The 26,914-nt window shown below is 71.1% G+C and carries 21 protein-coding genes; 5 read left to right on the top strand and 16 right to left on the bottom strand.

Annotated features, from left to right (window positions below; translation table 11 throughout):
• Nucleotides 1–59 precede the first annotated feature (59 nt).
• The gene (locus ACLF5H_RS18560) at nt 60–1,142 is read right to left on the bottom strand and encodes a TraR/DksA family transcriptional regulator (RefSeq protein ID WP_421677124.1); all 1,083 of its coding nucleotides are present in this window, start codon (nt 1,140–1,142) and stop codon (nt 60–62) included.
• Nucleotides 1,143–1,734: 592 nt separating this feature from the next.
• Between ACLF5H_RS18560 and ileS the strand changes: the two genes are divergently transcribed.
• A complete protein-coding gene (gene ileS / locus ACLF5H_RS18555) occupies nt 1,735–4,911 on the top strand; it encodes an isoleucine--tRNA ligase (RefSeq protein WP_421677123.1) in 3,177 nt (1,058 codons plus the stop codon).
• Nucleotides 4,912–5,080: 169 nt separating this feature from the next.
• On the opposite strand, the gene ACLF5H_RS18550 is transcribed toward ileS, so the two are convergent.
• The 15 genes from ACLF5H_RS18550 to rsmH all read right to left on the bottom strand — a co-directional run bounded on the left by ACLF5H_RS18550 (nt 5,081) and on the right by rsmH (nt 22,638).
• Nucleotides 5,081–6,280: a DivIVA domain-containing protein gene (locus ACLF5H_RS18550; RefSeq protein WP_421677122.1), complete on the bottom strand. Its 1,200-nt coding sequence runs from the start codon at nt 6,278–6,280 to the stop codon at nt 5,081–5,083.
• Nucleotides 6,281–6,334: 54 nt separating this feature from the next.
• Nucleotides 6,335–6,625, bottom strand: a complete 291-nt coding sequence (locus ACLF5H_RS18545; RefSeq protein ID WP_037653106.1) for a YggT family protein — start codon at nt 6,623–6,625, stop codon at nt 6,335–6,337.
• Between the two features lie 59 nt (nt 6,626–6,684).
• Nucleotides 6,685–7,326 carry a cell division protein SepF gene (gene sepF / locus ACLF5H_RS18540; protein WP_111582403.1) on the bottom strand — a complete coding sequence of 214 codons (642 nt, stop codon included), beginning with the start codon at nt 7,324–7,326 and terminating at the stop codon, nt 6,685–6,687.
• 127 nt (nt 7,327–7,453) lie between these two features.
• A complete protein-coding gene (locus ACLF5H_RS18535) occupies nt 7,454–8,173 on the bottom strand; it encodes a YggS family pyridoxal phosphate-dependent enzyme (RefSeq protein ID WP_421677121.1) in 720 nt (239 codons plus the stop codon).
• Nucleotides 8,174–8,179: 6 nt separating this feature from the next.
• Complete coding sequence (gene pgeF / locus ACLF5H_RS18530) at nt 8,180–8,908, bottom strand: peptidoglycan editing factor PgeF (RefSeq protein WP_421677120.1); 729 nt, start codon at nt 8,906–8,908, stop codon at nt 8,180–8,182.
• Nucleotides 8,905–10,113: a cell division protein FtsZ gene (gene ftsZ, locus ACLF5H_RS18525; RefSeq protein ID WP_421677119.1), complete on the bottom strand. Its 1,209-nt coding sequence runs from the start codon at nt 10,111–10,113 to the stop codon at nt 8,905–8,907. The genes pgeF and ftsZ overlap by 4 nt, the downstream gene beginning before the upstream one ends.
• A gap of 278 nt (nt 10,114–10,391) precedes the next feature.
• Nucleotides 10,392–11,186 carry a cell division protein FtsQ/DivIB gene (locus tag ACLF5H_RS18520; protein ID WP_421677118.1) on the bottom strand — a complete coding sequence of 265 codons (795 nt, stop codon included), beginning with the start codon at nt 11,184–11,186 and terminating at the stop codon, nt 10,392–10,394.
• Nucleotides 11,187–11,212: 26 nt separating this feature from the next.
• Nucleotides 11,213–12,301: an undecaprenyldiphospho-muramoylpentapeptide beta-N-acetylglucosaminyltransferase gene (gene murG, locus ACLF5H_RS18515; RefSeq protein WP_037653096.1), complete on the bottom strand. Its 1,089-nt coding sequence runs from the start codon at nt 12,299–12,301 to the stop codon at nt 11,213–11,215.
• Between the two features lie 6 nt (nt 12,302–12,307).
• Complete coding sequence (gene ftsW / locus ACLF5H_RS18510; protein WP_421677117.1) at nt 12,308–13,669, bottom strand: putative lipid II flippase FtsW; 1,362 nt, start codon at nt 13,667–13,669, stop codon at nt 12,308–12,310.
• Nucleotides 13,670–13,737: 68 nt separating this feature from the next.
• A complete protein-coding gene (murD, locus tag ACLF5H_RS18505) occupies nt 13,738–15,174 on the bottom strand; it encodes a UDP-N-acetylmuramoyl-L-alanine--D-glutamate ligase (protein ID WP_421677116.1) in 1,437 nt (478 codons plus the stop codon).
• The gene (gene mraY / locus ACLF5H_RS18500) at nt 15,156–16,229 is read right to left on the bottom strand and encodes a phospho-N-acetylmuramoyl-pentapeptide-transferase (RefSeq protein ID WP_421677115.1); all 1,074 of its coding nucleotides are present in this window, start codon (nt 16,227–16,229) and stop codon (nt 15,156–15,158) included. Before mraY ends, murD begins: the two co-directional genes overlap by 19 nt.
• Nucleotides 16,226–17,632 carry a UDP-N-acetylmuramoyl-tripeptide--D-alanyl-D-alanine ligase gene (locus ACLF5H_RS18495; protein WP_421677114.1) on the bottom strand — a complete coding sequence of 469 codons (1,407 nt, stop codon included), beginning with the start codon at nt 17,630–17,632 and terminating at the stop codon, nt 16,226–16,228. Before ACLF5H_RS18495 ends, mraY begins: the two co-directional genes overlap by 4 nt.
• Nucleotides 17,633–17,636: 4 nt before the next feature.
• A complete protein-coding gene (locus tag ACLF5H_RS18490) occupies nt 17,637–19,157 on the bottom strand; it encodes a UDP-N-acetylmuramoyl-L-alanyl-D-glutamate--2,6-diaminopimelate ligase (protein ID WP_421677113.1) in 1,521 nt (506 codons plus the stop codon).
• A gap of 163 nt (nt 19,158–19,320) precedes the next feature.
• Nucleotides 19,321–21,624, bottom strand: a complete 2,304-nt coding sequence (locus ACLF5H_RS18485) for a penicillin-binding transpeptidase domain-containing protein (protein ID WP_421677112.1) — start codon at nt 21,622–21,624, stop codon at nt 19,321–19,323.
• A gap of 57 nt (nt 21,625–21,681) precedes the next feature.
• Complete coding sequence (gene rsmH / locus ACLF5H_RS18480; protein WP_421677111.1) at nt 21,682–22,638, bottom strand: 16S rRNA (cytosine(1402)-N(4))-methyltransferase RsmH; 957 nt, start codon at nt 22,636–22,638, stop codon at nt 21,682–21,684.
• A 419-nt stretch (nt 22,639–23,057) separates the two neighbouring features.
• On the opposite strand from rsmH, the gene ACLF5H_RS18475 reads away from it, so the two are divergent.
• The 4 genes from ACLF5H_RS18475 to ACLF5H_RS18460 form a co-directional block, all read left to right on the top strand.
• A complete protein-coding gene (locus ACLF5H_RS18475) occupies nt 23,058–23,606 on the top strand; it encodes a beta-class carbonic anhydrase (protein WP_421677110.1) in 549 nt (182 codons plus the stop codon).
• Nucleotides 23,607–23,877: 271 nt separating this feature from the next.
• A complete protein-coding gene (locus ACLF5H_RS18470; RefSeq protein WP_421677109.1) occupies nt 23,878–24,918 on the top strand; it encodes an AAA family ATPase in 1,041 nt (346 codons plus the stop codon).
• Nucleotides 24,918–26,279 (top strand): DUF58 domain-containing protein, encoded by a 1,362-nt coding sequence (locus ACLF5H_RS18465; RefSeq protein ID WP_421677108.1) that lies wholly within the window; start codon nt 24,918–24,920, stop codon nt 26,277–26,279. Before ACLF5H_RS18470 ends, ACLF5H_RS18465 begins: the two co-directional genes overlap by 1 nt.
• Nucleotides 26,276–26,914, top strand: a 639-nt coding sequence (locus ACLF5H_RS18460; protein WP_421677107.1) for a DUF3488 domain-containing protein, incomplete at its 3' end; no start/stop codon positions are given. The genes ACLF5H_RS18465 and ACLF5H_RS18460, both read left to right, overlap by 4 nt.

Genomic DNA, 26,914 nt, shown 5'->3' with positions numbered 1-26,914 from the left:
CTCGACCTAGGTACCTGACTGAGGACGAGACTACGGCACGCCTGAGCGGCCCCACACGCTCAGGAGCGGCGTTCCTGCTTCTGCTTGCACTCCACGCACAGGGTGGCCCGCGGGAAGGCCTGCATCCGGGCCTTGCCGATGGGGTTGCCGCAGTTCTCGCACAGGCCGTAGGTGCCCGCGTCCAGCCGTTCGAGCGCGCGTTCGGTCTGGGTGAGCATCTCGCGCGCGTTGGCGGCCAGCGCCAGCTCGTGCTCGCGGGTGATGTTCTTGGTCCCGGTGTCGGCCTGGTCGTCGCCCGCGCCGTCCCCGGAGTCGCGCATCAGGCCGACGAGGGACTCCTCGGACGAGCTGATCTCCCGCCGCAGCCGCTCCATCTCGGTCTGGAGCTCCGCACGCGCCTCGGCGACCTCCTGATCGGTCCAGGGGTCCTCGCCGGGACGTACCGCCAGTTCGCCGGGGTCCGCCGCGGCGAGGCGCGCCTTGGGAACGGCGGTGTCGTCCGCCGTGGCCGTGCCAGGGGTCTTCTTCGCAACCACCTTCGTGGCTCCCGTCTGCTTCGCGGCCCGCGCCGCGCCCGCCTTCTTGGCCGTGCTCTTCTCGTCCGGCTCCGCCGCGCGGGCCACGGTCTTCGCGGCCTTCCCGGCGGCGGTTCCCGCTGCGGCGGCGGCCTCGGCCGCCGTGTCGCCCGTGGTCGGGTCCGCGGGCGTCGTGCCCTTGGCCGCGGTCCTCCTGGCGGGCGCCTTCTTCGCCGCCTTCTTGGCCGCCGTTTTACCGGCCGAAGCCGCCGTTTTACCGGCCGAAGCCGCCGTTTTACCGGCCGGGGCCTTCGCCGCCGCGGCCGTCCTGTGCGCGGCCGCCGCGGTCTTCCCGGCCGCCGTCTTCTTCTCCGGTGTCTTCCCGGCGGCCGTCTTCCTCACCACCGGGTGGGCGGCGGCCTCCGAGGCCGCGCCCGTCTGCTCCAGGACCGGCTTCACGGCGGCTCCCTTCTCGGCGGCGGCCTTCCTGGCCACCGCCTTCCCTTCCCCCTCCTCGGCCACCGCCCCGCGCGCCGCCGCCTTCTTGGCGGTGGCCTTCCGAGCAGCGGTTTTCTCGGTATTCGTCTGCCCAGCCACGGTCTTCTTCGCGCTCTTTCTCGCCACCATGGCCGCGACCCCTTCACATAGGGTGATCTCGCTCGCGAATCGTGCTGGGACGATAAATCGACTTGCCTCCCGCGGCAACGGGGCACACCGCCCGATTCGCCCGGCCGCACCCCCCGCGCGACGGGCCTGCATCCGTTGTGCCCAGCTCCCCGCCGGGTAATCCGCCACGCCGGGCATCACCCCCGCGCCCTCGCCATTCGGGGCATCCGGCGCCCCGCTCCGGGCCACCGGTCACCGGTGCCCCGAAAAGCGGTCGGCCGCTGTCCGCGCGGCGCCGTACACTGGGCGCAGCGAGCAGCATGGATGGGGACGAGTAGCGGCGTACGCAGCCCAGAGCGACCCGGGGACGGTGGAAGCCCGGGGGCGAGCGCGACGTGAAGATCACCCCGGAGCCGCCGGAAGAAAGCCTCAGGCCGCAGGGCCGGGCCGGTAGAACCGGTTTCGCGAACCCAATGAGGGGGCCCACCGGCGACCGAGGCACGGCGGCGGGCCAAGGAGGGTGGTACCGCGGGAGCGCGCCGCACACGGCGTAGGAATCGAAGCTCTCGTCCCTCCGACGGAAGGCAGCAAGTCCGTTGGAGGATGCCCGCAGATGACAGCGCCGACGTACCGCCAGGTGCCCGCACAGGTCGACCTGCCCGCGCTCGAGCACGCCGTGCTCGACTTCTGGCGTGAGCAGAAGATCTTCGCCAAGACCCTGGAGCAGTCCGAGGGCTGCCCCGAATGGGTGTTCTACGAAGGCCCGCCCACCGCCAACGGCATGCCCGGCGCCCACCACATCGAGGCGCGCGTCTTCAAGGACGTCTTCCCCCGCTTCCGCACCATGCGCGGCTACCACGTGGCCCGCAAGGCCGGCTGGGACTGCCACGGCCTGCCCGTGGAGCTGGCCGTGGAGAAGGAGCTGGGCTTCTCCGGCAAGCAGGACATCGAGGCGTACGGCATCGCCGAGTTCAACGACAAGTGCCGCGAGTCCGTGACCCGGCACACCGACGCCTTCGCCGAGCTGACGACCCGCATGGGCTACTGGGTCGACCTGGACGACGCCTACCGGACCATGGACCCGGAGTACGTGGAGTCGGTCTGGTGGTCGCTGAAGGAGATCTTCGGCAAGGGCCTGCTGGTCCAGGACCACCGCGTCGCTCCCTGGTGCCCCCGCTGCGGCACCGGCCTGTCCGACCATGAGCTGGCGCAGGGCTACGAGACGGTCGTCGACCCCTCGGTGTACGTCCGCTTCCCGCTCACCTCCGGACCGCTGGCCGGCGAGGCCGCGCTCCTGGTGTGGACGACGACCCCCTGGACCCTGGTCTCCAACACGGCGGTCGCCGCCCACCCGGAGGTCACCTACGTCGTCGCCACGAACGGCGAGGAGAAGGTCGTCGTCGCCGAACCGCTGCTCGCCAAGGCGCTCGGCGAGGGCTGGGAGCCGACCGGGCAGAGCTTCACCGGCGCCGAGATGGAGCGCTGGACCTATCAGCGCCCGTTCGAGCTGATCGAGTTCCCGAGCGTCAGCGAGGGAACCGATGGGCGCAGCCCGGAGCCGGCCCACTACGTGGTGAACGCCGACTACGTGACCACCGAGGACGGTACGGGCCTGGTCCACCAGTCCCCCGCCTTCGGTGAGGACGACCTCAAGGTCTGCCGCTCCTACGGCCTGCCCGTCGTCAACCCGGTGCGCCCCGACGGCACCTTCGAGGAGGACGTGCCGCTGGTCGGCGGCGTCTTCTTCAAGAAGGCCGACGAACAGCTCACCGAGGACCTGGGGCGGCGCGGCCTGCTCTTCCGGCACCTGCCGTACGAGCACAGCTACCCGCACTGCTGGCGCTGCCACACCGCGCTGCTCTACTACGCGCAGCCCTCCTGGTACATCCGTACGACGGCCGTCAAGGACCGTCTGATCCAGGAGAACGAGAAGACCAACTGGTTCCCCGACACGGTCAAGCACGGCCGCTTCGGCGACTGGCTGAACAACAACATCGACTGGGCGCTCTCCCGCAACCGCTACTGGGGCACCCCGCTGCCCATCTGGCGCTGCGAGGAGGACCATCTCACCTGCGTCGGCTCCCGCACGGAGCTGTCCGAGCTGACCGGCACCGACCAGTCGGACCTCGACCCGCACCGCCCGTACATCGACGCGATCACCTTCGCCTGCCCGCACGAGGGCTGCGGCAGCACCGCCACGCGCGTGCCCGAGGTCATCGACGCCTGGTACGACTCGGGTTCGATGCCGTTCGCACAGTGGGGCTACCCGTACAAGAACAAGGAGCTGTTCGAGAGCCGTTACCCGGCCCAGTTCATCTCCGAGGCCATCGACCAGACCCGCGGCTGGTTCTACACGCTGATGGCCGTCGGCACCCTGGTGTTCGACAAGTCCTCGTACGAGAACGTCGTGTGCCTCGGCCACATCCTCGCCGAGGACGGCCGCAAGATGTCCAAGCACCTGGGCAACATCCTCCAGCCGATCCCGCTGATGGACCAGCACGGCGCGGACGCGGTGCGCTGGTTCATGGCCGCGGGCGGTTCCCCGTGGGCGGCGCGCCGGGTGGGCCACGGCACCATCCAGGAGGTCGTCCGCAAGACGCTGCTGACGTACTGGAACACGGTCGCCTTCCAGGCGCTGTACGCCCGTACGTCGAACTGGGCGCCGAGCGCGGCCGACCCGGCCCCGGCCGAGCGCCCGCTGCTGGACCGCTGGCTGCTGTCCGAACTGCACGCGCTCACCGACCAGGTGACGCAGGCCCTTGAGGGATACGACACCCAGCGCGCAGGCAAGCTGCTGTCCGCGTTCGTCGACGACCTCTCCAACTGGTACGTCCGCCGGTCCCGCCGCCGCTTCTGGCAGGGCGACAAGGCCGCGCTGCGCACACTGCACGAGGTGCTGGAGACGGTCACCCGGCTGATGGCGCCGATCACCCCGTTCATCACCGAGCGGGTGTGGCAGGACCTGATCGCGCCGGTCACCCCGGGCGCGCCGGAGTCGGTGCACCTGGCGTCCTGGCCGGAGACGGACCTCTCCTCGATCGACCCGGAGCTGTCCCGGCAGATGGTGCTGGTGCGCCGGCTCGTGGAGCTGGGCCGCGCCACGCGTGCCGAGTCGGGCGTCAAGACGCGTCAGCCGCTGTCCCGCGCGCTGATCGCGGCGAGCGGTTTCGAGACCCTGGACCGCGAACTGCACGCGCAGATCACGGAGGAGCTGAACGTCTCCTCGCTGGCCTCGCTGTCCGAGGTCGGCGGCTCCCTGGTGGACACCACGGCCAAGGCCAACTTCCGCGCGCTGGGCAAGCGGTTCGGCAAGCGGGTGCAGGACGTGGCCAAGGCGGTCGCCGCCGCCGACGCCGCCGCGCTGTCGCTGGCGCTGCGCCAGGGCACGGCGACGGTGGAGATCGACGGTGAGACGATCGCCCTGGCGCCGGACGAGGTGATCATCACGGAAACGCCGCGCGAGGGTTGGTCGGTGGCGTCCGACTCCGGTGCCACGGTGGCGCTGGACCTGGAGATCACGGAGGAGCTGCGCCGGGCGGGGCTCGCCCGTGACGCGATCCGGCTCATCCAGGAGGCGCGCAAGAACAGCGGCCTGGATGTCGCGGACCGGATCGCGCTGCGGTGGACGTCCACCGACCCGGCGGTGATCGCGGCCCTCGGTGAGCACACCGGGCTGATCGCGGAGGAGGTCCTGGCGACGGACTTCGCCCAGGGCGAGGCCGACGACAGCTACGGCGAGCCCTTCACCGACGAGGGTCTGAGCCTGGTGTTCCGGCTGCGCAAGGCGTAGGCGCCGGTAGCCGCTTGAGCAGGGCCCGCCCTCCGGTTCGGAGGGCGGGCCCTGCTTCGTAGGCGGAAAAGCACACCGCACACAAAAGAACGCGGCCCCGGACCGAAGTCCGGGGCCGCGTTCTCAGCGCTGCCGACGCCTATGGCGTACTACTCACCGTCGCCGGCGCTCAGTTGTCGTCCTCGTCGATCAGGAAACCGCGCATCGGCGAGGGGGCCTGGCCCATCGGGGACGGGCCCTGCGGGCGGACCGGAGCCATCGGCTGGGTCATGGCGGGCGTCATCTGCTGCTGACCGCCGTAGGACGGACCGGACGTCTGGGCGGGCGAACCACCCATCGCCTGGTTGCCGCCGTAGGACGGGGCACTCGCACCGGCCGGAGCCATGGAAGGCGCCGGGGACGGCGGCAGGGACGCGGCGGCCGGGGTACGCGGCGGGGCCAGCGAGTCGTCGGCCTGGGTCTCCAGCTGACGCAGCTGCGACTCCAGGTACGACTTCAGGCGCGTGCGGTACTCGCGTTCGAAGCCGCGCAGGTCCTCGACCTTGCGCTCCAGCGTGGCGCGAGCGGACTCCAGGGAGCCCATCGCGACGCGGTGCTTCTCCTGCGCGTCCCGCTCCAGGGCGTCGGCCTTGGCACGGGCGTCACGCTCCAGACCCTCGGCGCGGCTGCGGGCCTCGCCGACGATCTTGTTGGCCTCGGAGCGGGCCTCGGCGATCGCCTGGTCGGCGGTCTGCTGGGCCAGCGAGAGGACACGGGCGGCGCTGTCGCCGCCGGGACCCTGACCGGGACCGCCCATGGGACCGCCCATCGGGCCACCCATCGGACCGCCCATGGGGCCACCCATCTGCTGCTGCATGGGCGGCTGACCACCCATCGGGCCCTGGCCCATGCCGCCCTGACCCATACCGCCCTGGCCCATCGAGCCCTGGCCCATGGCGCCTTGGCCCATCGGGCCCTGTCCCATCGGACCCTGGCCCATCGGGCCGGGACCCTGCGGACCACCCTGCCCACTGGGACCGGCGGGCAGCTGCGGGGCACCGCTCGGCAGCTGGGGCGGACCACCCATGGGGCCACCCATCTGCTGCTGCGGCGGGCCCGATATGCCGGCGGGTACCGGAGCGCCGGGACCTCGCATGCCCTGCTGCTGCTGTTCCTGCTCCGAAGGCTTTCGGGAGTTCTGCTGGTTCTGCGCCGCGGCTCGCGTGGCGGCCGCCAGCTTCGCGCGCAGGTCCTCGTTCTCCCGGAGCAGGCGGGTCAGTTCGGCTTCGACCTCATCGAGGAAGGCATCGACCTCGTCCTCGTCATAGCCTTCTCGGAGGCGGACGGTCGTGAACTGCTTGTTCCGCACGTCCTCGGGGGTCAACGGCATCTCTTCACCTCAACGTAGTCATCGGCAGTCGGCAAGACCGGATCGTCCACACGCTCATCTCACGAAGTTCTGCACGATGGCGATGAGAATGTAGACGATGATCATCAGTACGAAGAAGGACAGGTCGAGCGCCACGCCCCCGAGACGCAGCGGCGGAATGAACCGCCGCAGAAGCTTCAGCGGTGGATCGGTGACAGTGTAGGTGGCCTCCAGTACGACCACCATCGCCTTGCCGGGTTGCCATGAGCGGGCGAACTGGAAGACGTAGTCCATGACCAGCCGGAAGATGAGCACGACGAGAAACACCATCAGCGCGATGTAGATCACCTGCGCGAACACGCCCATGGCCTGTGTTTCCCTCTCCCCTGTTCCGAGCTCTTGCGTACTGCGGTCCGGTCTGCGTCTCAGCTCTGGTTGAAGAACCCGCCCTCTGCGATGCGGGCCTTGTCCTCCGCCGTGACATCGACGTTAGCAGGAGACAACAGGAACACCTTCTGCGTCACCCGCTCGATACTGCCGTGAAGACCAAACACCAAACCGGCCGCAAAGTCGACAAGTCGCTTGGCGTCTGTGTCATCCATCTCAGTCAGATTCATGATCACCGGGGTGCCCTCACGGAAGTGTTCCCCGATGGTACGGGCCTCGTTGTAGGTCCGTGGGTGCAATGTGGTGATCCGGTAAGGCTCTCGTTCCGACACGACCTTGGGCATGATCACCGGCGCGTTCTTCTCCAGGGACTGGCGTTCTTGTGTGATGGACGCCACGGGCGCGATCCGCGCCGGGCGACCGGATTCCGCGGGTAGCGAAGCCGCCCGGGACACCGGTTCACGGGGCGCCGGAGGCTGCACCACTCGCACCGATTCATCCCTTTGGGGCTGATGTGCCTCATGCGGTTGATGCAGCGGCTCGTGCCGCCGGTGGTCCCGCTCGGGCTCCGGGTCCAACTCGGGCTCGAAATCGTCATCGGGGTCGAATCCGCGGCCGTCGTACCCATCGTCCTCCACGAGGCCGAGGTAGACCGCCATCTTGCGCATCGCGCCGGCCATGCTCTGAGTCCTCCGCTCTGTGGTGGATCGGCTGACGACTGCCAAGTGCCCGCGATCCACGCGGTCGTTGTGCCCGTTTCGCGAACACTGACCATATTTTCTGCTGTGGTCCGACTTCTTGGCGACGTTACCCGAGCCGGGGACGGACACCGAGTACCGCAGTGCCGACGCGCACATGTGTCGCCCCGGCCGCCACGGCCTGCTCGAGGTCCGCACTCATCCCTGCCGACACCATGGTTGCAGCCGGATGGGCTCGGCGCAGGTCGGTCGACAAATCCATGAGGCGCCCGAACGCCGCCTGTTCGCGTCCCGCGTACTCACCGGTGAGCGGAGCCACGGTCATCAGACCGTCGAGCCGCAGTCCGGGCGAGCCGGCGACGAGGTCGGCCAACTCTTCGATTCCTTCGGGGGCCACGCCCCCGCGCTCTCCCCGTCCGCTCGCGTCCGCGTCGAGCGCGACCTGGATCAGGCATCCCAGCTCGCGCCCGGCGCGCACCGCCTCCTTGGACAGCGCGGTGACGAGCCGTGCCCGGTCGATCGACTGCACGACATCGGCGTAACCGACCACGGAACGCACCTTGTTGGTCTGCAACTGGCCGACAAAGTGCCACTTCAGGGGCAGATCGGCACAAGCCGCCGCCTTCGGCGCGGCGTCCTGGTCGCGGTTCTCGGCGACATGGCGCACACCGAGCTCCGCCAGGATCCGCACATCGCTCGCCGGGTAGGTCTTGGTGACCACGATCAGGGTCACCTCCTCCCGCCGCCGGCCCGCGGTGGCGCAGGCGCGGGCGATGCGCTCCTCCACATTCGCCAGATTCCCGGCGAGTTCGGTCTTACGGTCCGTCATTCCCCATCAGTCCAGCCAGACATAGGCCGCGAGCCGCCCGGTGGTGCGGTCGCGACGGTATGAGAAGTGGTCCCCCGACTCCAGCGTGCACACCGGCGAATGCGCCCGGTCGCACACCCCGAGCCGGTCGAGCTGCGCGTGCACTCCGGCGCTCACATCGACCGCCGGTGTGCCCCAGCTGGTTTCAGCGTGCGCCGTCGGCTCCACCGCCGCCACCTCGGCCCGCATGGTCTCGGGTACCTCGTAGCACCGGCCGCAGACGGCCGGTCCGGTGCGGGCGACGATCCGCTCGGGCACGGCGCCGAGTTCGACCATGGCCCGTACGGCGGCGGGGACGACCCCCTTGACCATGCCGGGCCGGCCCGCGTGGGCCGCGGCGGCGATCCCGGCGACGGGGTCGGCGAGCAGCACCGGCACGCAGTCGGCGGTGAGGACCGCGAGGGCGAGTCCGCGCCGGGCGGTGACGAGGGCGTCGACCTCCGGCACCGGCCGGGTGCCCCAGGGCTCGTCCACCACGGCCACCTCGGCGCCGTGCACCTGGTTCATCCACACCACACGGGCGGGGTCCAGGCCGAGCGAGGTGGCGGCCAGTTTCCTGTTGGCCGCTACCGCCTCGGGCGTGTCGCCGACCGCGCCGCCGAGGTTCAGCTCCTCATACGGAGCGGCGCTCACCCCGCCCCACCTGTCGGTGAAGGCGAAGTGCGCGCCGCTCACGCTCTCGCGCCGACCTATCACTTCAGGAAGTCCGGGACGTCCAGTTCCTCGGCCGCGCTGTCCGAGTAGGCGGGGCGCGGCGCCGGGGTGAGCGGCGGCGCGACCGGGATGTCGGCCACCGGCTCGGGGGCCGGCTCCGGCTCCTCCTTCGGCTTCACGCTGCCGAGCGAGCCGAAGGACGGACGGCTCTCGGACTGCCGTACCGGTGCGGGCTCCTCACGGCGGGCGGGCGCCGAAGTGGCGGCCGCGCCCAGGGTGTTCTCCCGGCGGGCCGGCGGCTGACCGCCGTCGAAGCCGGCCGCGATCACGGTGACCCGGACCTCGTCGCCGAGGGCGTCGTCGATGACCGCGCCGAAGATGATGTTGGCCTCGGGGTGGGCGGCCTCGCTGACCAGCTGGGCCGCCTCGTTGATCTCGAAGAGGCCGAGGTCGGAGCCGCCGGAGATGGAGAGCAGCACGCCCCGGGCGCCGTCGATGGACGCCTCCAGGAGCGGCGAGGAGATCGCCATCTCGGCCGCGGCCACCGCGCGGTCGTCGCCGCGGGCCGAGCCGATGCCCATGAGGGCCGAACCGGCCTCGGACATGACCGACTTCACGTCGGCGAAGTCCAGGTTGATCAGGCCCGGGGTGGTGATGAGGTCGGTGATGCCCTGCACACCGGAGAGCAGGACCTGGTCGGCGGACTTGAAGGCGTCCAGGACCGAGACCTGGCGGTCCGAGATGGACAGCAGCCGGTCGTTCGGGATGACGATGAGGGTGTCGACCTCTTCGCGCAGCTCCGCGATGCCGTCCTCGGCCTGGTTCGCGCGGCGCCGCCCCTCGAAGGTGAACGGGCGCGTGACCACGCCGATGGTGAGGGCGCCCAGGGAGCGCGCGATGTTGGCCACGACGGGTGCGCCGCCGGTGCCGGTGCCGCCGCCCTCACCGGCGGTCACGAAGACCATGTCGGCCCCCTTGAGGACCTCCTCGATCTCCTCGCGGTGGTCCTCGGCGGCCTTGCGGCCGACGGCCGGGTTGGCGCCGGCGCCGAGTCCGCGGGTGAGTTCCCTGCCGACGTCCAGCTTGACGTCGGCGTCGCTCATCAACAGCGCCTGCGCGTCGGTGTTGATGGCGATGAACTCGACACCCTTGAGACCGACCTCGATCATCCGGTTGATGGCATTGACACCACCGCCGCCGACACCGATGACCTTGATGACTGCGAGGTAGTTCTGCGGTGCTGCCACGTCGAAGGCCTCTCGCCTCGAATTACGTCGCCGCCGCGGGCGGTTGCCCGCGCCGTGACGACAGATGCCGAATGGGACGGTCCGTAGCGCCGACCCGAACCCTAAGCCTGAAGTTTAGGGTTACCAGTGTGTCTGTTCTCTGGAGTCTTCTGAACAGGACACTAAGTCGACAAGTGGCGCCCGTTCAACGAACACGCCGAACCTCCCGTTTTTCTTTTCACCCTATGTGATCAGCCATAGCGGTGCCCAACCAGGGTGCTGGCCTGCACTGATGCGCGTCAACTCGCCGATGACACAGGGGCGGTGGGAACGCTGACGTCGAAGTGGCGTGCACCGGAAGCTGCTTTCATGAGTGCGGTGAGGGTCCGTGCCTTGGCGCGGCCGTTCTCCCCGCTCCCCCAGGCGACGGTGCGGCCGTCGGCCAGCTCCAGCCGGATGTCGTCGTAGGAGCGCACCTCGACGGTGCCGGTCAGGCGCCTGACGGGGCCCGGCAGTTCGCCGGCCACCAGGACCGCCTCGCGCACCAGCCGGTCGGTGCCGAAACGCCGCAGGCTCGCGGCGGCCGAACCCGACGAGGACACGGACATCCGCAGCAGCGGGACGCCCTTGGGCGCCTGCGCGATCGTGGCGAACCGGACACCCTTGTGGTCGACTTCGACGAAATTCTTTCCTTTTCGCACCAGCAGGACCGCGGTTCGCTCGGTCACCTTCAGCTCGATGCCGTGCGGCCAGGAACGGGACACGTCGACCGTGTCAATTCGTGGCAGTTTGCGGCGCATTCGGTCCGCGATGGCATCGGTGTCGACCGACACCAAGGGCGCCCCCACCGGTACGGCGGCGGCGTCACGCACCTCGGCGGGCGTCAGCACCCGGGTGCCGGAGACCGGTACCCGCTCGACGCGCAGCCACGAGGAGCCGTACAACACCCATACGGAACCGGCCGCTACGAGCACCACGGCCACAGCCAGGATGACGATCGTACGAAGACGTAGTCGCTTTATCCTTCGGGCGAGCGGCGGACCGGACGACTCCTGCTGGCGTTCTCCGCGTTCACGAGTCGTCGGTCCAGCCACCCTCACTACCCTTTCGTCATACGGTCCTAACGGCGCGAGGCGATGGCCTCGTACACCATGCCGACGAGCAGCTCGTCGGCGTCCCGGCGGCCGAACTCGCTGGCGGCGCGCGACATCTCGTAGAGCCGGTGCGGGTCGGCGAGCACGGGCAGCACATGGTGCTGCACCCACTCGGGCGTCAGTTCCGCGTCGTCCACGAGGAGTCCGCCACCCGCCTTGACCACCGGCTGGGCGTTCAGCCGCTGTTCACCGTTGCCGATGGGCAGCGGTACGTAGGCGGCCGGCAGTCCGACGGCGGAGAGTTCGGCGACGGTCATCGCGCCCGCGCGGCAGAGCATCATGTCGGCCGCGGCGTACGCGAGGTCCATCCGGTCCAGGTAACTTACCGGGATGTAGGGGGGCATCCCCGGCATCTGCTGGACATGCGGCAGTTCGTTCTTCGGACCGACCGCGTGCAGGATCTGGATACCGGCCTGCTGGAGCCACGGGGCGACCTGCTGGACGACCTCGTTGAGCCGGCGTGCGCCCTGCGAGCCGCCGGAGACCAGCAGCGTGGGCAGGTTGGGGTCGAGGCCGAAGCGGTGCCGGGCCTCCGGGCGCACGGCCGCGCGGTCCAGCGTGGCGATGGAGCGGCGCAGCGGGATGCCGATGTAGCGGGAGCCGCGCAGCTTGCTGTCCGGCGTGGAGACGGCGACCTGCGCCGCGTACCGGGACCCGATCTTGTTGGCCAGCCCCGGCCGGGCGTTGGCCTCGTGGATCACGATGGGCACGCCGAGCCGCTTGGCGGCGAGGTAGGCGGGCAGCGCGACATAGCCGCCGAAGCCGGCCACGGCGTCCGCCTTGGTGCGTTCGAGGATCTGCTCGGCGGCCTTGATGGTGCCGCGCAGCCGGCCCGGGACGGTGATCAGCTCGGGGGTGGGCTTGCGTGGCAGCGGCACCGCGGGGATCAGCGCCAGCTCGTAGCCGCGCTCCGGGACGAGCCGGGTCTCCAGGCCACGCTCCGTGCCCAGGGCCGTGATCCCCACGCTCGGGTCCTGCCTGCGCAGGGCGTCCGCGAGGGCGAGCGCGGGCTCGATGTGGCCGGCGGTCCCCCCACCGGCGAGTACGACATGCACCGAAATTCACCGCTCTCCGGACGAACGCGCCGCCGAGGCACGCCGTCGCATCGTGTTCCATCTCCGAGGCCCCCGATCCGCACCGGAGCCTCCCGCCCGCTTTCTACCAAAGCGAGGTTGCCGCAGCGCAAGCGCCGTCCGCGCAGCGGGGTCGTCGCGCGCGAACGCGATCAGCAGCCCGATGGCGAACATGGTCGGCAGCAGGGCGGATCCTCCGTAGGAGAACAGCGGGAGCGGGACACCGGCGATCGGCAGCAGACCGAGCACCGCACCGATGTTGATCACCGCCTGAGCGATGATCCAGGTGGTCACGCCTCCCGCGGCGTACCTCACGAAGGGGTCTTTCGTGCGTCCGGCCACGCGGATACCCGCATAGCCTAGAGCCGCGAACAGGGCGAGCACCGACAGTGTCCCCGCCAGGCCCAGTTCCTCACCGGTGACCGCGAAGATGAAGTCGGTGTGCGCTTCCGGCAGTTGGCCCCATTTTTCCACACTCGCGCCGAGCCCGGAGCCGAAGAGCCCGCCGGAGGCCAGCGCGTAGATGCCGTGCACGGCCTGCCAGCAGTCGGCGCCCTGGGCCCGGGGCTCGGTGGCTCCGATGCAGGCCAGGCGGGCCATCCGGTTGGGGCTGGTCTCGATCAGGATCACCCCGATCACGACCGCGACCGAGAGCACGCCCGCGAACAGCCGGGTCGGGGCGCCCGCGAGCCAGAGCAGTCCGAACAGGATCGCTGTGAGAATGATCGCGGTTCCCATGTCGCCGCCGAGCATGATCAGTCCGAGCAGCAGGAAGGCGGCCGGTACCAGCGGCACCAGCATGTGCTTCCACTGGGTCAGCAGTTTCCGCTCCTGCTTGCGGGCGATCAGATCGGCGCCCCACAGCACCAGGGCGAGCTTGCCGAACTCGCTGGGCTGGATCTGGAAGGAGCCGCCGAGGGAGATCCAGTTCTGGTTGCCGTTGACCGACATCCCTATCCCGGGGACCTGCACCAGGGCCATCATGAAGACGGCGCCGGCGAGGATCGGGTAGGCGAGCGCCCGGTGCAGTCTCACCGGCATCCGGGAGGCCGCGAACAGCAGGATGCCGCCGATCACCGCGGCCAGCAGCTGCTTGCGGAAGAAGTACGAGCCGGGCAGCGACATCTGGAGCGCGGTGACCTGGGAGGCCGAGTAGACCATCACCAGGCCGAGCACCGTGATCAGCATGCTGCCGCCGACGATCAGGTAATAGGCGGTCAGCGGCCGGTCCCAGGCCCGCCGGGCGCGCGTGACGAGCCGCTGTACGGGGTTCTCGCGCCCGGGACGGGCGACGGCGGGACGCCGGGACGCCCGCTGCACAGGGGGCTTTCCGGTACGGCTACTGGGCATCGGCGCCTCCACTGGACGTCGGCCGCCCCTCGCGTCCCTCCCAGGATCCGCCCGGCGGGCGGCCGGGGTCAGGCGCGGAGTTCGCCGACCGCCGTCGCGAACGCGTCACCGCGCTGGTTGTAGTTGGTGAACATGTCCATGGAGGCGCAGGCCGGAGCGAGGAGCACCGTGTCGCCGGCGACCGCGAGCCGCCTGGCCTCCGTCACCGCCTGGAGCATCGCCCCAGTGTCGGTCCGGTCGAGGTCGACCACGGGTACTTCCGGGGCGTGTCGCGCGAGGGCCTCGCGGATCAGGGCCCGGTCGGCGCCGATCAGCACGACGGCGCGCAGGTGCTTCGCCGAGGCGGTGACCAGTTCGTCGAAGGTCGCGCCCTTGGCGAGGCCGCCCGCGATCCACACGATCGACTCGTAGGACGCCAACGATGCCTGCGCGGCATGGGTGTTGGTGGCCTTGGAGTCGTCCACGTAGGACACGCCGTCGAGGTCGGCGACGTGCTCGATGCGGTGGGCGTCCGGCCGGAAGGAGCGCAGTCCGTCCCGTACGGCCTGGGCGGGCACCCCGAAGGCGCGGGCGAGGGCCGCCGCCGCGAGGGCGTTGGCGATGTTGTGCGGGGCCGGCGGGCGGACGTCGGAGACCTCGGCCAGCTCCTGCGCGTTTTTCTGCCGGTTCTCCACAAAGGCGCGGTCGACCAGGATGCCGTCCACGACGCCGAGTTGGGAGGGGCCGGGGGTGCCGAGGGTGAACCCGATGGCCCGGCAGCCCTCCTCGACGTCGGCCTCGCGCACCAGGTCCTCGGTGGCCTGGTCGGCCACGTTGTAGACGCAGGCGATCTGGTTGCCGTCGTAGATATGGCCCTTGTCGGCCGCGTACGCCGCCATGGAGCCGTGCCAGTCGAGGTGGTCGGGCGCGAGGTTGAGGACGGCGGCCGAGTGGACGCGCAGCGAGGGCGCCCAGTGCAGCTGGTAGCTGGACAGCTCGACGGCGAGGACGTCGTACGTCTCCTCGCCCAGCACGGCGTCCAGCAGCGAGACCCCGATGTTGCCGACGGCCGCCGTGCGCAGGCCCGCCGCCTTCAGGATGGCGGCGAGCATCTGCACGGTGGTGGTCTTGCCGTTGGTGCCGGTGACGGCCAGCCAGGGGGCCGCGTCGGGCCCCCGCAGCCGCCAGGCCAGCTCCACGTCGCCCCAGACCGGCACGCCCGCCTCGGCGGCCGCCTGGAAGAGCGGCTTGGCGGGCCCCCAGCCGGGGGTGGTGACGATCAGCTCGGTGCCCTCCGGGAGGGTCGCGCCGTCACCCAGGCGCACGGTGATGCCGAGCGCCTCCAGGCCCTCGGCCTGCTCGCGGGCGCGGGCGTCGTCGCCGTCGTTGACGACGGTGACGATCGCGCCGCGCGCGTGCAGCACCTTGGCCGCCGGGATCCCGGAGACGCCGAGTCCCGCGACGGTGACGTGCTTGCCCCGGAAGTCGAAGGGCGCCGAGTCGGTGGTCACTTTTCCGCTGCCCATCCCGCGTAGAAGAGGCCGAGTCCGACGATCACACAGATGCCTTGGATGATCCAGAAGCGGACCACGACAAGGACCTCGGACCAGCCCTTTAGTTCGAAGTGGTGCTGGAGTGGCGCCATCCGGAAGACGCGTTTCCCGGTGAGCCGGAAGGAGCCGACCTGGATGACGACCGACATGGTGATGAGGACGAACAGGCCGCCCATGATGGCCACCAGCAGCTCCGTGCGGGAGAGGATGGCCAGGCCGGTGAGGACACCGCCGAGGGCGAGCGAGCCGGTGTCGCCCATGAAGATCTTCGCCGGGGAGGTGTTCCACCACAGGAAGCCCAGGCAGGAGCCCATCAGCGCGGAGGCGACCACGGCGAGGTCGAGTGGATCGCGTACCTCGTAACAGGCGGCCGGGTTGGTCAGGGTCTGCGCGTTGGCGCAGGACTCCTGGTACTGCCAGACGCCGATGAACGTGTAGGCGCCGAAGACGAGGACGGAGGCGCCGGTGGCGAGGCCGTCCAGACCGTCGGTCAGGTTCACGCCGTTCGACATCGCGAGGATCATGAACAGCGCCCAGATCACGAACAGCACCGGGCCGATCGACCAGCCGAAGTCCGTGATGAACGACAGCTTGGTGGAGGCCGGGGTGTTGCCGCGGGAGTCGGGGAACATCAGCGCCAGGACGGCGAAGGAGATGCCGACGATCAGCTGGCCGGCCATCTTCGCCTTGGCGCGCAGACCCAGCGAACGCCGCTTGACGATCTTGATGTAGTCGTCCAGGAAGCCGACCAGGCCCATGCCGACCATCAGGCCGAGCACCAGCAGACCGGTGAACGACGGTGACTTGCCGGCGATCACCTTGGACAGGAAGTACGCGGCGACCGTGGCGAAGATGAAGGCGATACCGCCCATGGTCGGCGTGCCGCGCTTGCTGAGGTGCTCGCGCGGGCCGTCGTCACGGATGAACTGGCCGTAGCCCTTGCGGGCCAGCAGCTTGATCAGCAGCGGGGTGCCGACCAGCGTGAGGAAGAGGCCAATGACACCCGAGAACAGGATCTGGTTCATCATCGGGCGGCAACCTCACCCTCGGCACCGGTCTCCAGCAGCGCCGCGGCGACACCTTCGAGCCCCACCGAACGGGACGCCTTCACGAGGACGACGTCCCCCGGGCGCAACTCGCTGCGCAACAGGTCGATCGCCGCCTGTGCGTCGGACACGTGCACCGACTCCTCACCCCACGAACCCTCGTTATATGCGCCCAGTTGCAGCCAGGAGGCCTCAATCCCCCCGACGGCGACGAGCTTGCTGACGTTGAGCCGGACGGCGAGCCGTCCGACGGCGTCGTGCTCGGCGAGCGCCTCGTCCCCCAGCTCGGCCATCTTGCCGAGCACCGCCCATGTGCGCCGTCCGTTGCCCATGGCCGCGAGTGCCCGAAGGGCGGCCCGCATGGACTCGGGGTTGGCGTTGTAGGCGTCGTTGACGATGGTCACGCCGTCCGGGCGCTCGGTGACCTCCATCCGCCAGCGGGAGAGGGAGCCGGCCCCGGAGAGCGCGGTGGCGATCTCCTCCGCGGACATGCCCAGTTCATGGGCGACGGCGGCCGCGGCGAGCGCGTTCGACACGTGATGCTCACCGTACAGGCGCATGGTCACATCAGATGCACCGGAGGGTGTGTGAAGCCTGAAGGTGGGCTGTCCGGTGTCCGTGAGTCGTACATTCTCGGCGCGTACGTCCGCTTCGGCCGACTCTCCGAAAAGAATCACCTTCGCCTTGGTACGCGGTGCCATGGCGCGCACCAGCGGATCGTCGGCGTTGAGGACGGCCGCGCCGTCCTCGGGCAGCCCCTCGATGATCTCGCCCTTGGCCTGGGCGATCTGCTCGCGACCGCCGAACTCGCCGATGTGGGCGGTGCCGACGTTGAGGACGACGCCGATCCGCGGCGGGGTGAGGCCGGTGAGGTAGCGGATGTGGCCGATGCCCCGGGCGCCCATCTCCAGGACCAGGAAACGGGTTTCCTCGGTCGCGGTGAGGGCGGTCAGCGGCAGCCCGATCTCGTTGTTGAACGAGCCCGGTGTGAACACCGTCGGCGCCTTGCCGCTCAGCACCTGGGCGATGAGGTCCTTGGTGCTGGTCTTGCCCGCCGAGCCGGTCAGGGCGACGAGGGTCGCGCCGAGCCGGGCGACGACGTGCCGGGCGAGGGCGCCGAGGGCGCTCTGGACGTCCTCGACCACGATCGCGGGCACGCCGACGGGGCGCGACGCCAGTACGGCGACGGCGCCCGCCTCGACGACCTGCGGTGCGAAGTCGTGGCCGTCCACGCGCTCGCCGACGAACGCGGCGAACAGGCTGCCGGGCACCACTTCCCGGGAGTCCCGGACGACCGGTCCGGTGACCTGTACGGACGGATCCGGTATGTCGTGCGTCTGCCCGCCGACGACAGCTGCGATCTCGGCGAGGGAGAGGGCGATCACAAGTTCATCCCTGGGTCTTCTGGATAGCTTCGCGAAGCACCTGGCGGTCGTCGAAGGGACGGACCACACCGGCGATGTCCTGGCCCTGCTCGTGGCCCTTGCCCGCGACCAGTACGGTGTCGCCGGCCTGGGCGCGGCCCACGGCGGCGGCGATGGCGGCGGCCCGCTCCTCGAAGAGGAGCACCTCGCCGCGCTCGTGCGCGGGCACCGAGGCCGCGCCCTGGAGCATGGTCGCGAGGATCGCGAGCGGGTCCTCGGAGCGTGGGTTGTCCGACGTCAGTACGGCCGTGTCGGCGAGCCGGGCCGCGGCGGCGCCCATCGGGGCGCGCTTGGTCTGGTCGCGGTCGCCGCCGCAGCCCAGGACGATGTGCAGCCGGCCCTTGGTGACCTTGCGCAGCGCCTTGAGCACCGACTCGACCGCGTCGGTCTTGTGGGCGTAGTCCACGACCGCGAGGTAGGGCTGTCCGGCGTCGATACGCTCCAGGCGGCCGGGGACGCCCGGGACGGCGGCGATGCCGTCGGCGGCGGTCTGCGCGTCGAGCCCGGCCGCGGCGAGGGCGACGACGGCGGCGAGGGTGTTCGCCACGTTGAAGGGGCCGGCCAGCGGCGACCTGGCCTGCACCCGCTCGCCGTTCGGGCCGAGGACGGTGAACGTCGAGTCCAGCGGGCCCACGTGGACGTGCTCGGCGCGCCAGTCGGCGTCCGGGTGGCCCTCGGCGGAGAAGGTGACGACGGGGACGGTGGCCTCGGCGGCGAGGCGGCGGCCGTACTCGTCGTCCACGTTGACGACGCCGAGTTTGCTGCGTTTCGGCGTGAAGAGCTGCGCCTTGGCCTGGAAGTAGTCCTCCATGCCGGAGTGGAACTCCATGTGTTCCGGGCTGAGGTTGGTGAAGACCGCGATGTCGAAGACGCAGCCGTCGACCCGGCCGAGGACCAGGGCGTGGCTGGAGACCTCCATGGCGACCGCCTCGACGCCGCGTTCGCGCATGACGGCGAACAGGGCCTGGAGGTCGGTGGCTTCGGGGGTGGTGCGCTCGGACTTGATGCGCTCGTCGCCGATGCGCATCTCGACGGTGCCGATCAGGCCGGTGGCCTTCGCGGTCCGCAGGCCGCCCTCGACCAGGTAGGCCGTGGTGGTCTTGCCGGAGGTGCCGGTGATGCCGATCTGGAGCAGGTCGCGCCCCGGGTGGCCGTAGATGGTGGTGGCCAGTTCGCCCATCCGGGCCCGCGGGTCGGGCACCACCAGGACCGGCAGTCCGGTCGCGGCGGCGCGCCCGGCGCCGGTCGGGTCGGTGAGCACGGCGGTCGCGCCGAGGCCGGCGGCCTGGGTGACGAAGTCGGCGCCGTGCAGGCGGGCGCCCGGCAGGGCGGCGTACAGGTCGCCGGGGCGGACGGCGCGCGAGTCGTGGGTGATCCCGGTGATCTCGGCGGTGGCGTCCGGGGCGACGGCACCCAGCTGATCGGCCAGCTCCGCGAGGGGTGTGGCGGAGACGTGGACCGGTCGCGGCGGTCCCGGATATGTCACGGAAGCGCCCTTCTGGGTGGTTTGGGACTGATCAGCGTGTGGCACGGCGGTGAGCGTACCGGGCGTACCGCCCTCGGAGCGAAGCGAGGGCTCGGGCTCCGCGTGGTTCCCGGGTCCTGGGGTGATCGTTGTCACTGGCTGGATCCTGTGCTTTCGGTGCTGGTCAGGGCTTGTAGGCGACCGGCAGGTTCGCGGGCGGCGCGCCGGTGGGCGGGACCTGGAGGGTCTTCAGGGCGAACTCCATGACCTTCTTGTAGATAGGCCCGCAGATCTGGCCGCCGAAGTAGCCGCCCGAGGTGGCGTTCTGGATGGCGCAGTAGACCGTGATGCGGGGCTTGTCCGCGGGGGCGAAACCGGCGAAGGACGAGGTGTAGCCGCGATATCTGCCGGTGGCCGGATCCACTCGGTTGGCGGTGCCGGTCTTACCGGCGACGTTGTAGCCGGGGATCCGGGCGGAGATGCCGGTGCCCTGCTCGTCGTCGACCACGGACTCCAGCATCTCGGCGACCGACTTGGCGGTCTTCGCGCTGACGACCCTGGTCTCCTCGGGCTTGGCCGCGGGGGTGAACCGGCCGTCGGGCCCCTTGGTACCGCGGATCAGGCTCGGCTGGACGCGGACGCCGCCGTTGGCGATGGTCGAGTACACGGACGCGGCCTGGAGGGCGTTGATGGAGAAGCCCTGGCCGAAAGGGATCGTGTACTGCTGCGAGGTGGACCACTTCTGCGGCGGCGCCAGGATGCCCGGGGTCTCGCCGGGGAAGTGCAGCCCGGTGTAGCCGCCGATGCCGAACTTGCGCAGGTAGGAGTAGAGGACCTGGTTGGCCTGCGGCTGGGTCTTGCCGAGCTGGCCGGTGGCGAGGATGGTGCCGATGTTGCTGGACTTGGCGAGCACGCCGTTGAGCGTGAGGTCCCAGGTGGCGTGGTCGACGTCGTCCTGGAAGAGCCGGTCGCCGCGGTGCAGCCGGTTGGGTACGACGACATGGGTGAGCGGGGTCGCCGCGTTCTCCTGGAGGACGGCGGCCATGGACATCACCTTGGCGGTGGAGCCGGGCTCGTAGGCGTCCTGGACGGCCGCGTTGCCGAGGGCGGCCGGGTCGGCCTTGGAGAGGTCGTTGGGGTCAAACCCCGGCGCGTCGGCCATGGCGAGGATCTGGCCGGTGCGGGTGTCCTGGACGACGACGTAGCCGCGGTCGGCCTTGGACTTCTTCACCTGCTGGGTGATGGCGTCCTGGGCCGCCCACTGGATGTCTCGGTCGATGGTCAGCTCGACGTCGGAGCCGGGCACGGCGGGCGTCTCGGCGGAGCCCGCGGTGGGCACCTCGCGGCCACCGGACTGGGCGTAGCGGATCTTGCCGTTCTTCCCGGCGAGCTGCTTCTCCAGCATCTGCTCGATGCCGCCGCCGCCCTGGCCTTCGGCGTTCACCCAGCCCAGTATCCCGGCGGCGAGGTCGCCGTTGGGGTAGACGCGCTGGCTGCTGGGGTCGGCGAAGACCCCGGCGAGGACGTTGGCGGTGCCGGTCTTCTGCGCGAGGGCCGACTTCAGGTCCTTGATCTGCTTCCAGACCTGGGGGGTCTGGCGGGTGGCGAGCCGCGCGTAGCGGGAGTTCTTGTCGGCGGGCCGCAGCTTCTTGACCAGGGCGGCCTGGTCCTGGCCGAGGATCGGGGCGAGGAGGGCGGCGGCCCGCTCGGGTCCATCGGCGATCTTCAGCTGCTTGGCGCTGAACATCGTGGGGTCGGCCGTGATGTCGTAGGCGTCCTCGCTGACGGCGAGGGCCACGCCGTCGCGGTCGGTGATACCGCCGCGCTCGGCGGCCAGCGTATGGACGACGTACCGGTTGACCTCGGCCTTCGCCGCGTACGCGCTGGCCTCCACGGCCTGCACCTGGAGCAGTCGTACGACGAAGACGGCCAGCACCAGGCCGAGGGCGAGGCCGACCAGGCGCAGCCGGGGCCGGGGGCTGCCGAGCCGCAGCGGGCGCTGGGCGGGCACCCGCCCGCCGCTCGGGCGCCGGACGGCCGGGGCGGAGGCGGCCGGCAGGCCGGGCGGCGGGGTGAGCTCCAGGGACTCGGGGGCGGGCGGGCCCTCGAACACGGCCGGCGCGGGGGAGGCGGCGCCGGGTACGCCCCTGACCGTGCCGTCCGGGTCGAGGAAGGCGGGGTCGCCGCCGGGGACCATGCCGAGTTCGTGGGCCCGGCGCTGCAGGGCGTCGGGGGACGAGTAGGCGTCGATGTCCCGCTGGAGGGCCTGTTCCTCGTCGGTGAGGTTCTGGGTCCGCTTCTGGAGGTCGGCGAGTTTGAACGAACCCTCGCTCAGAGCGGAGTTCAGCACCAGCAGCCCGATGAGGCCGCCGCCGAGGAGCAGGACGACGAGGAGGACGAACGGGGTGCGGGCGGCCTTGGCGCGGCCGGCCGGGAAGAGCCGGGCGAGCCGCGCGGCCCGCCCTTTCAGTTCGGGTTTCCTAGGCACCGCTCCCCCAGTGAGTTCCGAGGACCGAGGTCCCGGAGACCAGCCCACCCGTCCGGCTCACTCGGCGTCCTCCCTGATGCGCTCGGCACCCCGCAGCCTGGCGGGGGCGGCCCGGCGGTTCTCGGCGATCTCTTCCTCGGTGGGAAGTTCGGCACCGCGGGTGAGCAGCTTGAGCCGCGGCTGGTAGCGCTCGGGCACCACCGGCAGTCCGGGCGGCGCGGTGTTCGCCGCACCCGCCGCGAACACCTGTTTGACCAGCCGGTCCTCCAGCGAGTGGTACGACAGCACGGCGAGACGCCCGCCGACGGCGAGGGCCTTCACGGCCGCCGGGATCGCCCGCTCCAGGACCGACAGTTCGCCGTTGACCTCGATGCGCAGCGCCTGGAAGGTGCGCTTGGCCGGGTTGCCGCCGGTGCGCTTGGCGGCCTGCGGCAGCGCGTCGCGGATCAGCTCCACCAGGCGGCCGCTGTTGCTGAACGGCTCCTTCTCGCGCTCACGCACGATCGCCCCGACGATCCGCTTGGCCTGCTTCTCCTCGCCGTAGGCGCGCAGGATGCGCACCAGTTCGCCCGCCGGGTAGGTGTTGAGGACCTCGGCGGCGCTCATGCCGGTCGTCTGGTCCATGCGCATGTCGAGCGGCGCGTCCTGGGCGTAGGCGAAGCCGCGGTCGGCCTCGTCCAGCTGCATGGAGGACACGCCGAGGTCGAACAGCACGCCCTGGACGCGCGGGACGCGCAGCCGCTCCAGGACGTCGGGCAGTTCGTCGTAGACGGCGTGCACCAGGGTGGCCCGCTCGCCGAAGGGCGCGAGGCGCTCCCCCGACAGGCGCAGCGCCTCCTTGTCCCGGTCGAGGCCGATCAGGCGGGCCTCGGGGAACCGGGCCAGCAGCGCCTCGCTGTGCCCGCCGAGGCCCAGGGTGCAGTCGACGACCACCGCTCCCGGGCGCTCCAGGGCGGGTGCCAGCAGGTCCAGGCACCGCTGGAGCATCACCGGGACGTGTCGACTCTGGCTCAAGGGGGCCTCTCATTCCGGCGAGGCGCCGTGCGCACCGCGGGCCCCCGCCAGCTCGTGAACAGGGGGGCGGCCGGCGCCGGAAGCGTCAGCCGACCGGGGAGCGGGAGGAGGCCGAGCCGTACGTACGCGCCGCGCACGCGGGGAGACGGATCCGGGCGGGTGCCGGGTCTCCGGGGGTTTCACCAGCAGGGAGAAACACGCCTCCCGCTTCGCGTCACTTTAGTCCACGGTGTCTCACGGTCAATCAACCGGCCTGCGCGTCGCGCACCGCCTCCGCACGGACGCCGTCTTTCGAACGGATTCACCCTTCCGGCCCTGGTTTGCCGTCCGTATGGGGTAGCTCACAACAAGCCACGATGACGTTCTTTGTCCGCTCTCACAGCAGGCCACGTCCACGAGTGACCAGTAACGTCATGAGTATGTCGACTTCCGCAGCAGTTCCCACTGGATCCGAAGGCGCCATAAGTGGCGGTGGCGCTGTGACCGACCGCCTGGTGCAGGCCAACCAGCGGTATGCCGCCGAGTTCACCGATCCCGGCATGGACGCCCGCCCCGTGCTCAAGGTCGCCGTCGTGGCATGCATGGACGCCCGTCTCGACCTGCATGCCGCCCTCGGCCTGGAGCTGGGTGACTGTCACACCATCCGCAACGCGGGCGGGGTCGTCACCGACGACGTCATCCGCTCCCTGACCATCAGCCAGCGGGCGCTGGGCACCCGCAGCGTGGTGCTCATCCACCACACCGGCTGCGGCATGGAGACCATCACCGAGGAGTTCCGGCACGACCTGGAGATGGAGGTCGGCCAGCGCCCGGCATGGGCGGTGGAGTCCTTCCGCGACGTCGACCAGGACGTACGGCAGTCGATGCAGCGGGTGCGCACCTCGCCGTTCCTGCTGAGCACCGAGGACGTGCGCGGCTTCGTCTTCGACGTGCGCACCGGCGCGCTGCGCGAGGTGGACCCGGCCTGACCGGCGCCCCGGCCGCCCCGGGGCACTTTCCGTTCCGACTTCCGCCCCCGAGGCAATCCCCACCGAAACGTATCGAAAGCCTGCCCGAAAGGGCCGTACGACCGACATCGTGCGGGCAGTTGTCCACAGGCGGTGACACGAATCGGTAACGGCAGCAAGAATGCGGTGTGCGACATCGCGCGGAACCATTTCCGCGTGGTGTCCGTGTTTCGGGGTGGGCCGGCCGTGATCAAGCGTGCCGGCCCGGGAAGAACGGGCCGAGGAGGGCCGGGTGACGACCTATGACGGTCGAGACAACCTCAGCGATCTGAGTGCCACCGTGGAACGGGTGCGCGGCTCGGTGGAGAGCGTGATCGAGGGCAAGCCCGAGGTCGTACGACTCGCGCTGACCGTGCTGCTCGCCGAGGGCCATCTGCTGATCGAGGACGTTCCCGGCGTGGGCAAGACGATGCTCGCCAAGGCGCTGGCGCGGTCCATCGACTGCTCGGTGCGGCGCATCCAGTTCACGCCCGACCTGCTGCCCTCGGACATCACCGGTGTCTCCATCTGGGACCAGCAGCGACGCGACTTCGAGTTCAAGCCGGGCGCGGTCTTCGCGCAGATCGTGATCGGCGACGAGATCAACCGCGCCTCGCCCAAGACCCAGTCGGCGCTGCTGGAGTCCATGGAGGAGCGCCAGGTCACCATCGACGGACAGTCCTATGAACTGCCCAGTCCTTTCATGGTGGTGGCCACCCAGAACCCGGTCGAGATGGAGGGCACCTACCCGCTGCCCGAGGCCCAGCGCGACCGCTTCATGGCCCGTGTCTCCGTCGGCTACCCCAGCGTGGAGGCCGAGCTCCAGATGCTGGACGTACACGGCGGGGCCAACCCGCTGGAGGACCTCCAGCCGGTGGCACACGCCCACGAGATCGTGAAGCTGATCGACGCGGTGCGCGGGGTGTACGTCGCCGAACCGGTGCGCCGGTACGCGGTGGAACTGGTCGCCGCCACCCGCGTCCACCCCGATCTCAGACTCGGCGCCTCGCCGCGTGCCACCCTGCATCTGCTGCGCGCCGCGAAGGCGTCCGCGGCCCTGGCCGGCCGGGAGTACGCGCTGCCGGACGACGTCCAGGAACTCGCCGTTTCCGTCCTCGCGCACCGGCTGCTGCCCACCGCCCAGGCCCAGCTCAACCGCCGCAGCGCGGAGCAGGTGGTGCAGGAGATCCTCCAGCGCACCCCGGTGCCCGCGGCCCCGGGCGCGCGCGGCGGACTCGACGGCATCGGCCGCGGCGTGCCCGCCTACCCCCAGCAGCCCCCGCGGGGTCTGTGATGAGCGCCGGGGGGACGGAGCGGGCGGCGGGCGAGCGCCCGGAGGCGGGCGGGATCCGCACCGCGCTGGCCGGTCTGACCACCCGCGGCCGCTCCTTCCTGGCGGCCGGGATCGCCGCCGCGATCTGCGCCTATGTGCTGGGCCAGAGCGAACTGCTGCGCGTCGGGCTGCTGCTGGCCGCGCTGCCGCTGACCTGCGCGACCGTGCTCTACCGCACCCGCTACCGGGTCTCCGGCACCCGCGCGCTGTCCCCCGCGCGCGTCCCGGCCGGCGGTGAGGCCCGGGTCCGGCTGCGGATGGACAACGTCTCCCGGCTGCCCACCGGCCTGCTGATGCTCCAGGACCGGGTGCCCTATGTGCTCGGGCCCCGGCCCCGGTTCGTGCTGGACCGGATGGAGCCGGGCGGCCGGCGCGAGGTGTCCTACCGGGTCCGCTCGGACCTGCGCGGCCGCTATCCGCTGGGCCCGCTCCAGCTGCGCCTCACCGACCCCTTCGGGATGTGCGAACTGACCCGCGCCTTCGCGGAGTCCGACACCCTCACCGTCATCCCCCGGGTGACCCCGCTGGCCCCGGCCAGGTTCGCCGGTGAGGCCAAGGGCTACGGCGACGGGCACCGGCGCGCCCTGGCCCTGGCGGGCGAGGACGACGTGATCCCGCGCGGCTACCGGTACGGCGACGATCTGCGCCGCGTCCACTGGCGCTCCACCGCGCGCTACGGCGAGCTGATGGTGCGCCGCGAGGAACAGCCCCGGCGCGCCCGCTGCACCGTCCTGCTGGACACCCGCGGCGGCGCCTATGCGGGCGCGGGCCCCGACTCGGCCTTCGAGTGGGCCGTCTCCGGCGCCGCCTCCGCGCTGGTGCACCTGCTCGAACGCGGCTTCTCGGTACGGCTGCTGACCGACACCGGCAGCGCGGTGCCCGGCGAGAGCGCCGACGGCTTCGCGGGCGGCGGCCAGGAGGCCGCGGACGCGGCCGGGCTGATCCTGGACACCCTCGCGGTGATCGACCACTCCGGCGGCGAGGATCTCTCCCGGGCCCATGACGCGCTGCGCGGCGGCGGCGAGGGCCTGCTGATCGCCTTCCTCGGCGACCTGGACGAGGAGCAGGCCACCACGGTCGCCGGGATGAACCGGCGCGGCGGCGGCGCCGTCGCCTTCGTCCTGGACCCGGCCACCTGGACCCGCGACCCCTCCGCGCCCCCGCGCCCCGGGGACCCGCGCACGGACCGGCTGCACCTGCTGCGCGACGCGGGCTGGACGGTGGTCGACGTGCCGCGCGGCGCCGCCCTCGACGAGCTGTGGCAGCGGGCGGACCGGGAGCGCTCGGGCCTGGCCGCGGCGGCCGGGGAGGTGCGGGCATGAGCGGGCGGGCGCGCTTGGCGCTGTGCGCGGCGGCGGCCACCTTGATGGCCTCGTGCGCGCTGCTGCCGCTGGTGAACGGACCGTCCTGGCTGCTGGAGCTGGTGCCGCTGGTGGCCGTGCAGAGCGGGGTGGGCGCGGCGGCCCGGCGGGTGCCGCTCGGCCGGACGGGGACCGTGCTGGTGCAGGCGGTGGTCACGCTGCTGCTGCTCACCCTGGTCTTCGCCCGCGGGCACGCGATCGCCGGGGTGATCCCTGGCCCCGACACCTTCTCGTACCTCACCGAACTGCTGCGGCAGGGCGCGCAGGACGTGAGCCAGTACGCCATACCGGCACCGCTCACCGACGGCATCCGGCTGCTGCTGATCGGCGGTGTGCTGCTGATCGGCCTGCTGGTGGACACCCTCGCGGTGACCTTCCGCAGCGCCGCGCCCGCCGGGCTGCCGCTGCTCGCGCTGTACTCGGTGGCCGCCGGGCTGTCCCAGGGCGGCCCGGACTGGCTGTGGTTCCTGGTGGCGGCGGGCGGCTATCTGATGCTGCTGCTCGCCGAGGGCCGGGACCGGCTCGCCCAGTGGGGCCGCGTGTTCGGCGCCGCGCCCCCCGCGCGGGGCGGCGCCCCGGAGGGGGGCAGATCGGAA

It is taken from the genome of Streptomyces sp. LaBMicrA B280 (genome assembly GCF_049222185.1).
Classification (GTDB): domain Bacteria; phylum Actinomycetota; class Actinomycetes; order Streptomycetales; family Streptomycetaceae; genus Streptomyces; species Streptomyces murinus.
The sequence above is the reverse complement of the archived record's forward strand: the minus strand, read 5'-3'. Positions and strand labels throughout refer to the sequence as shown.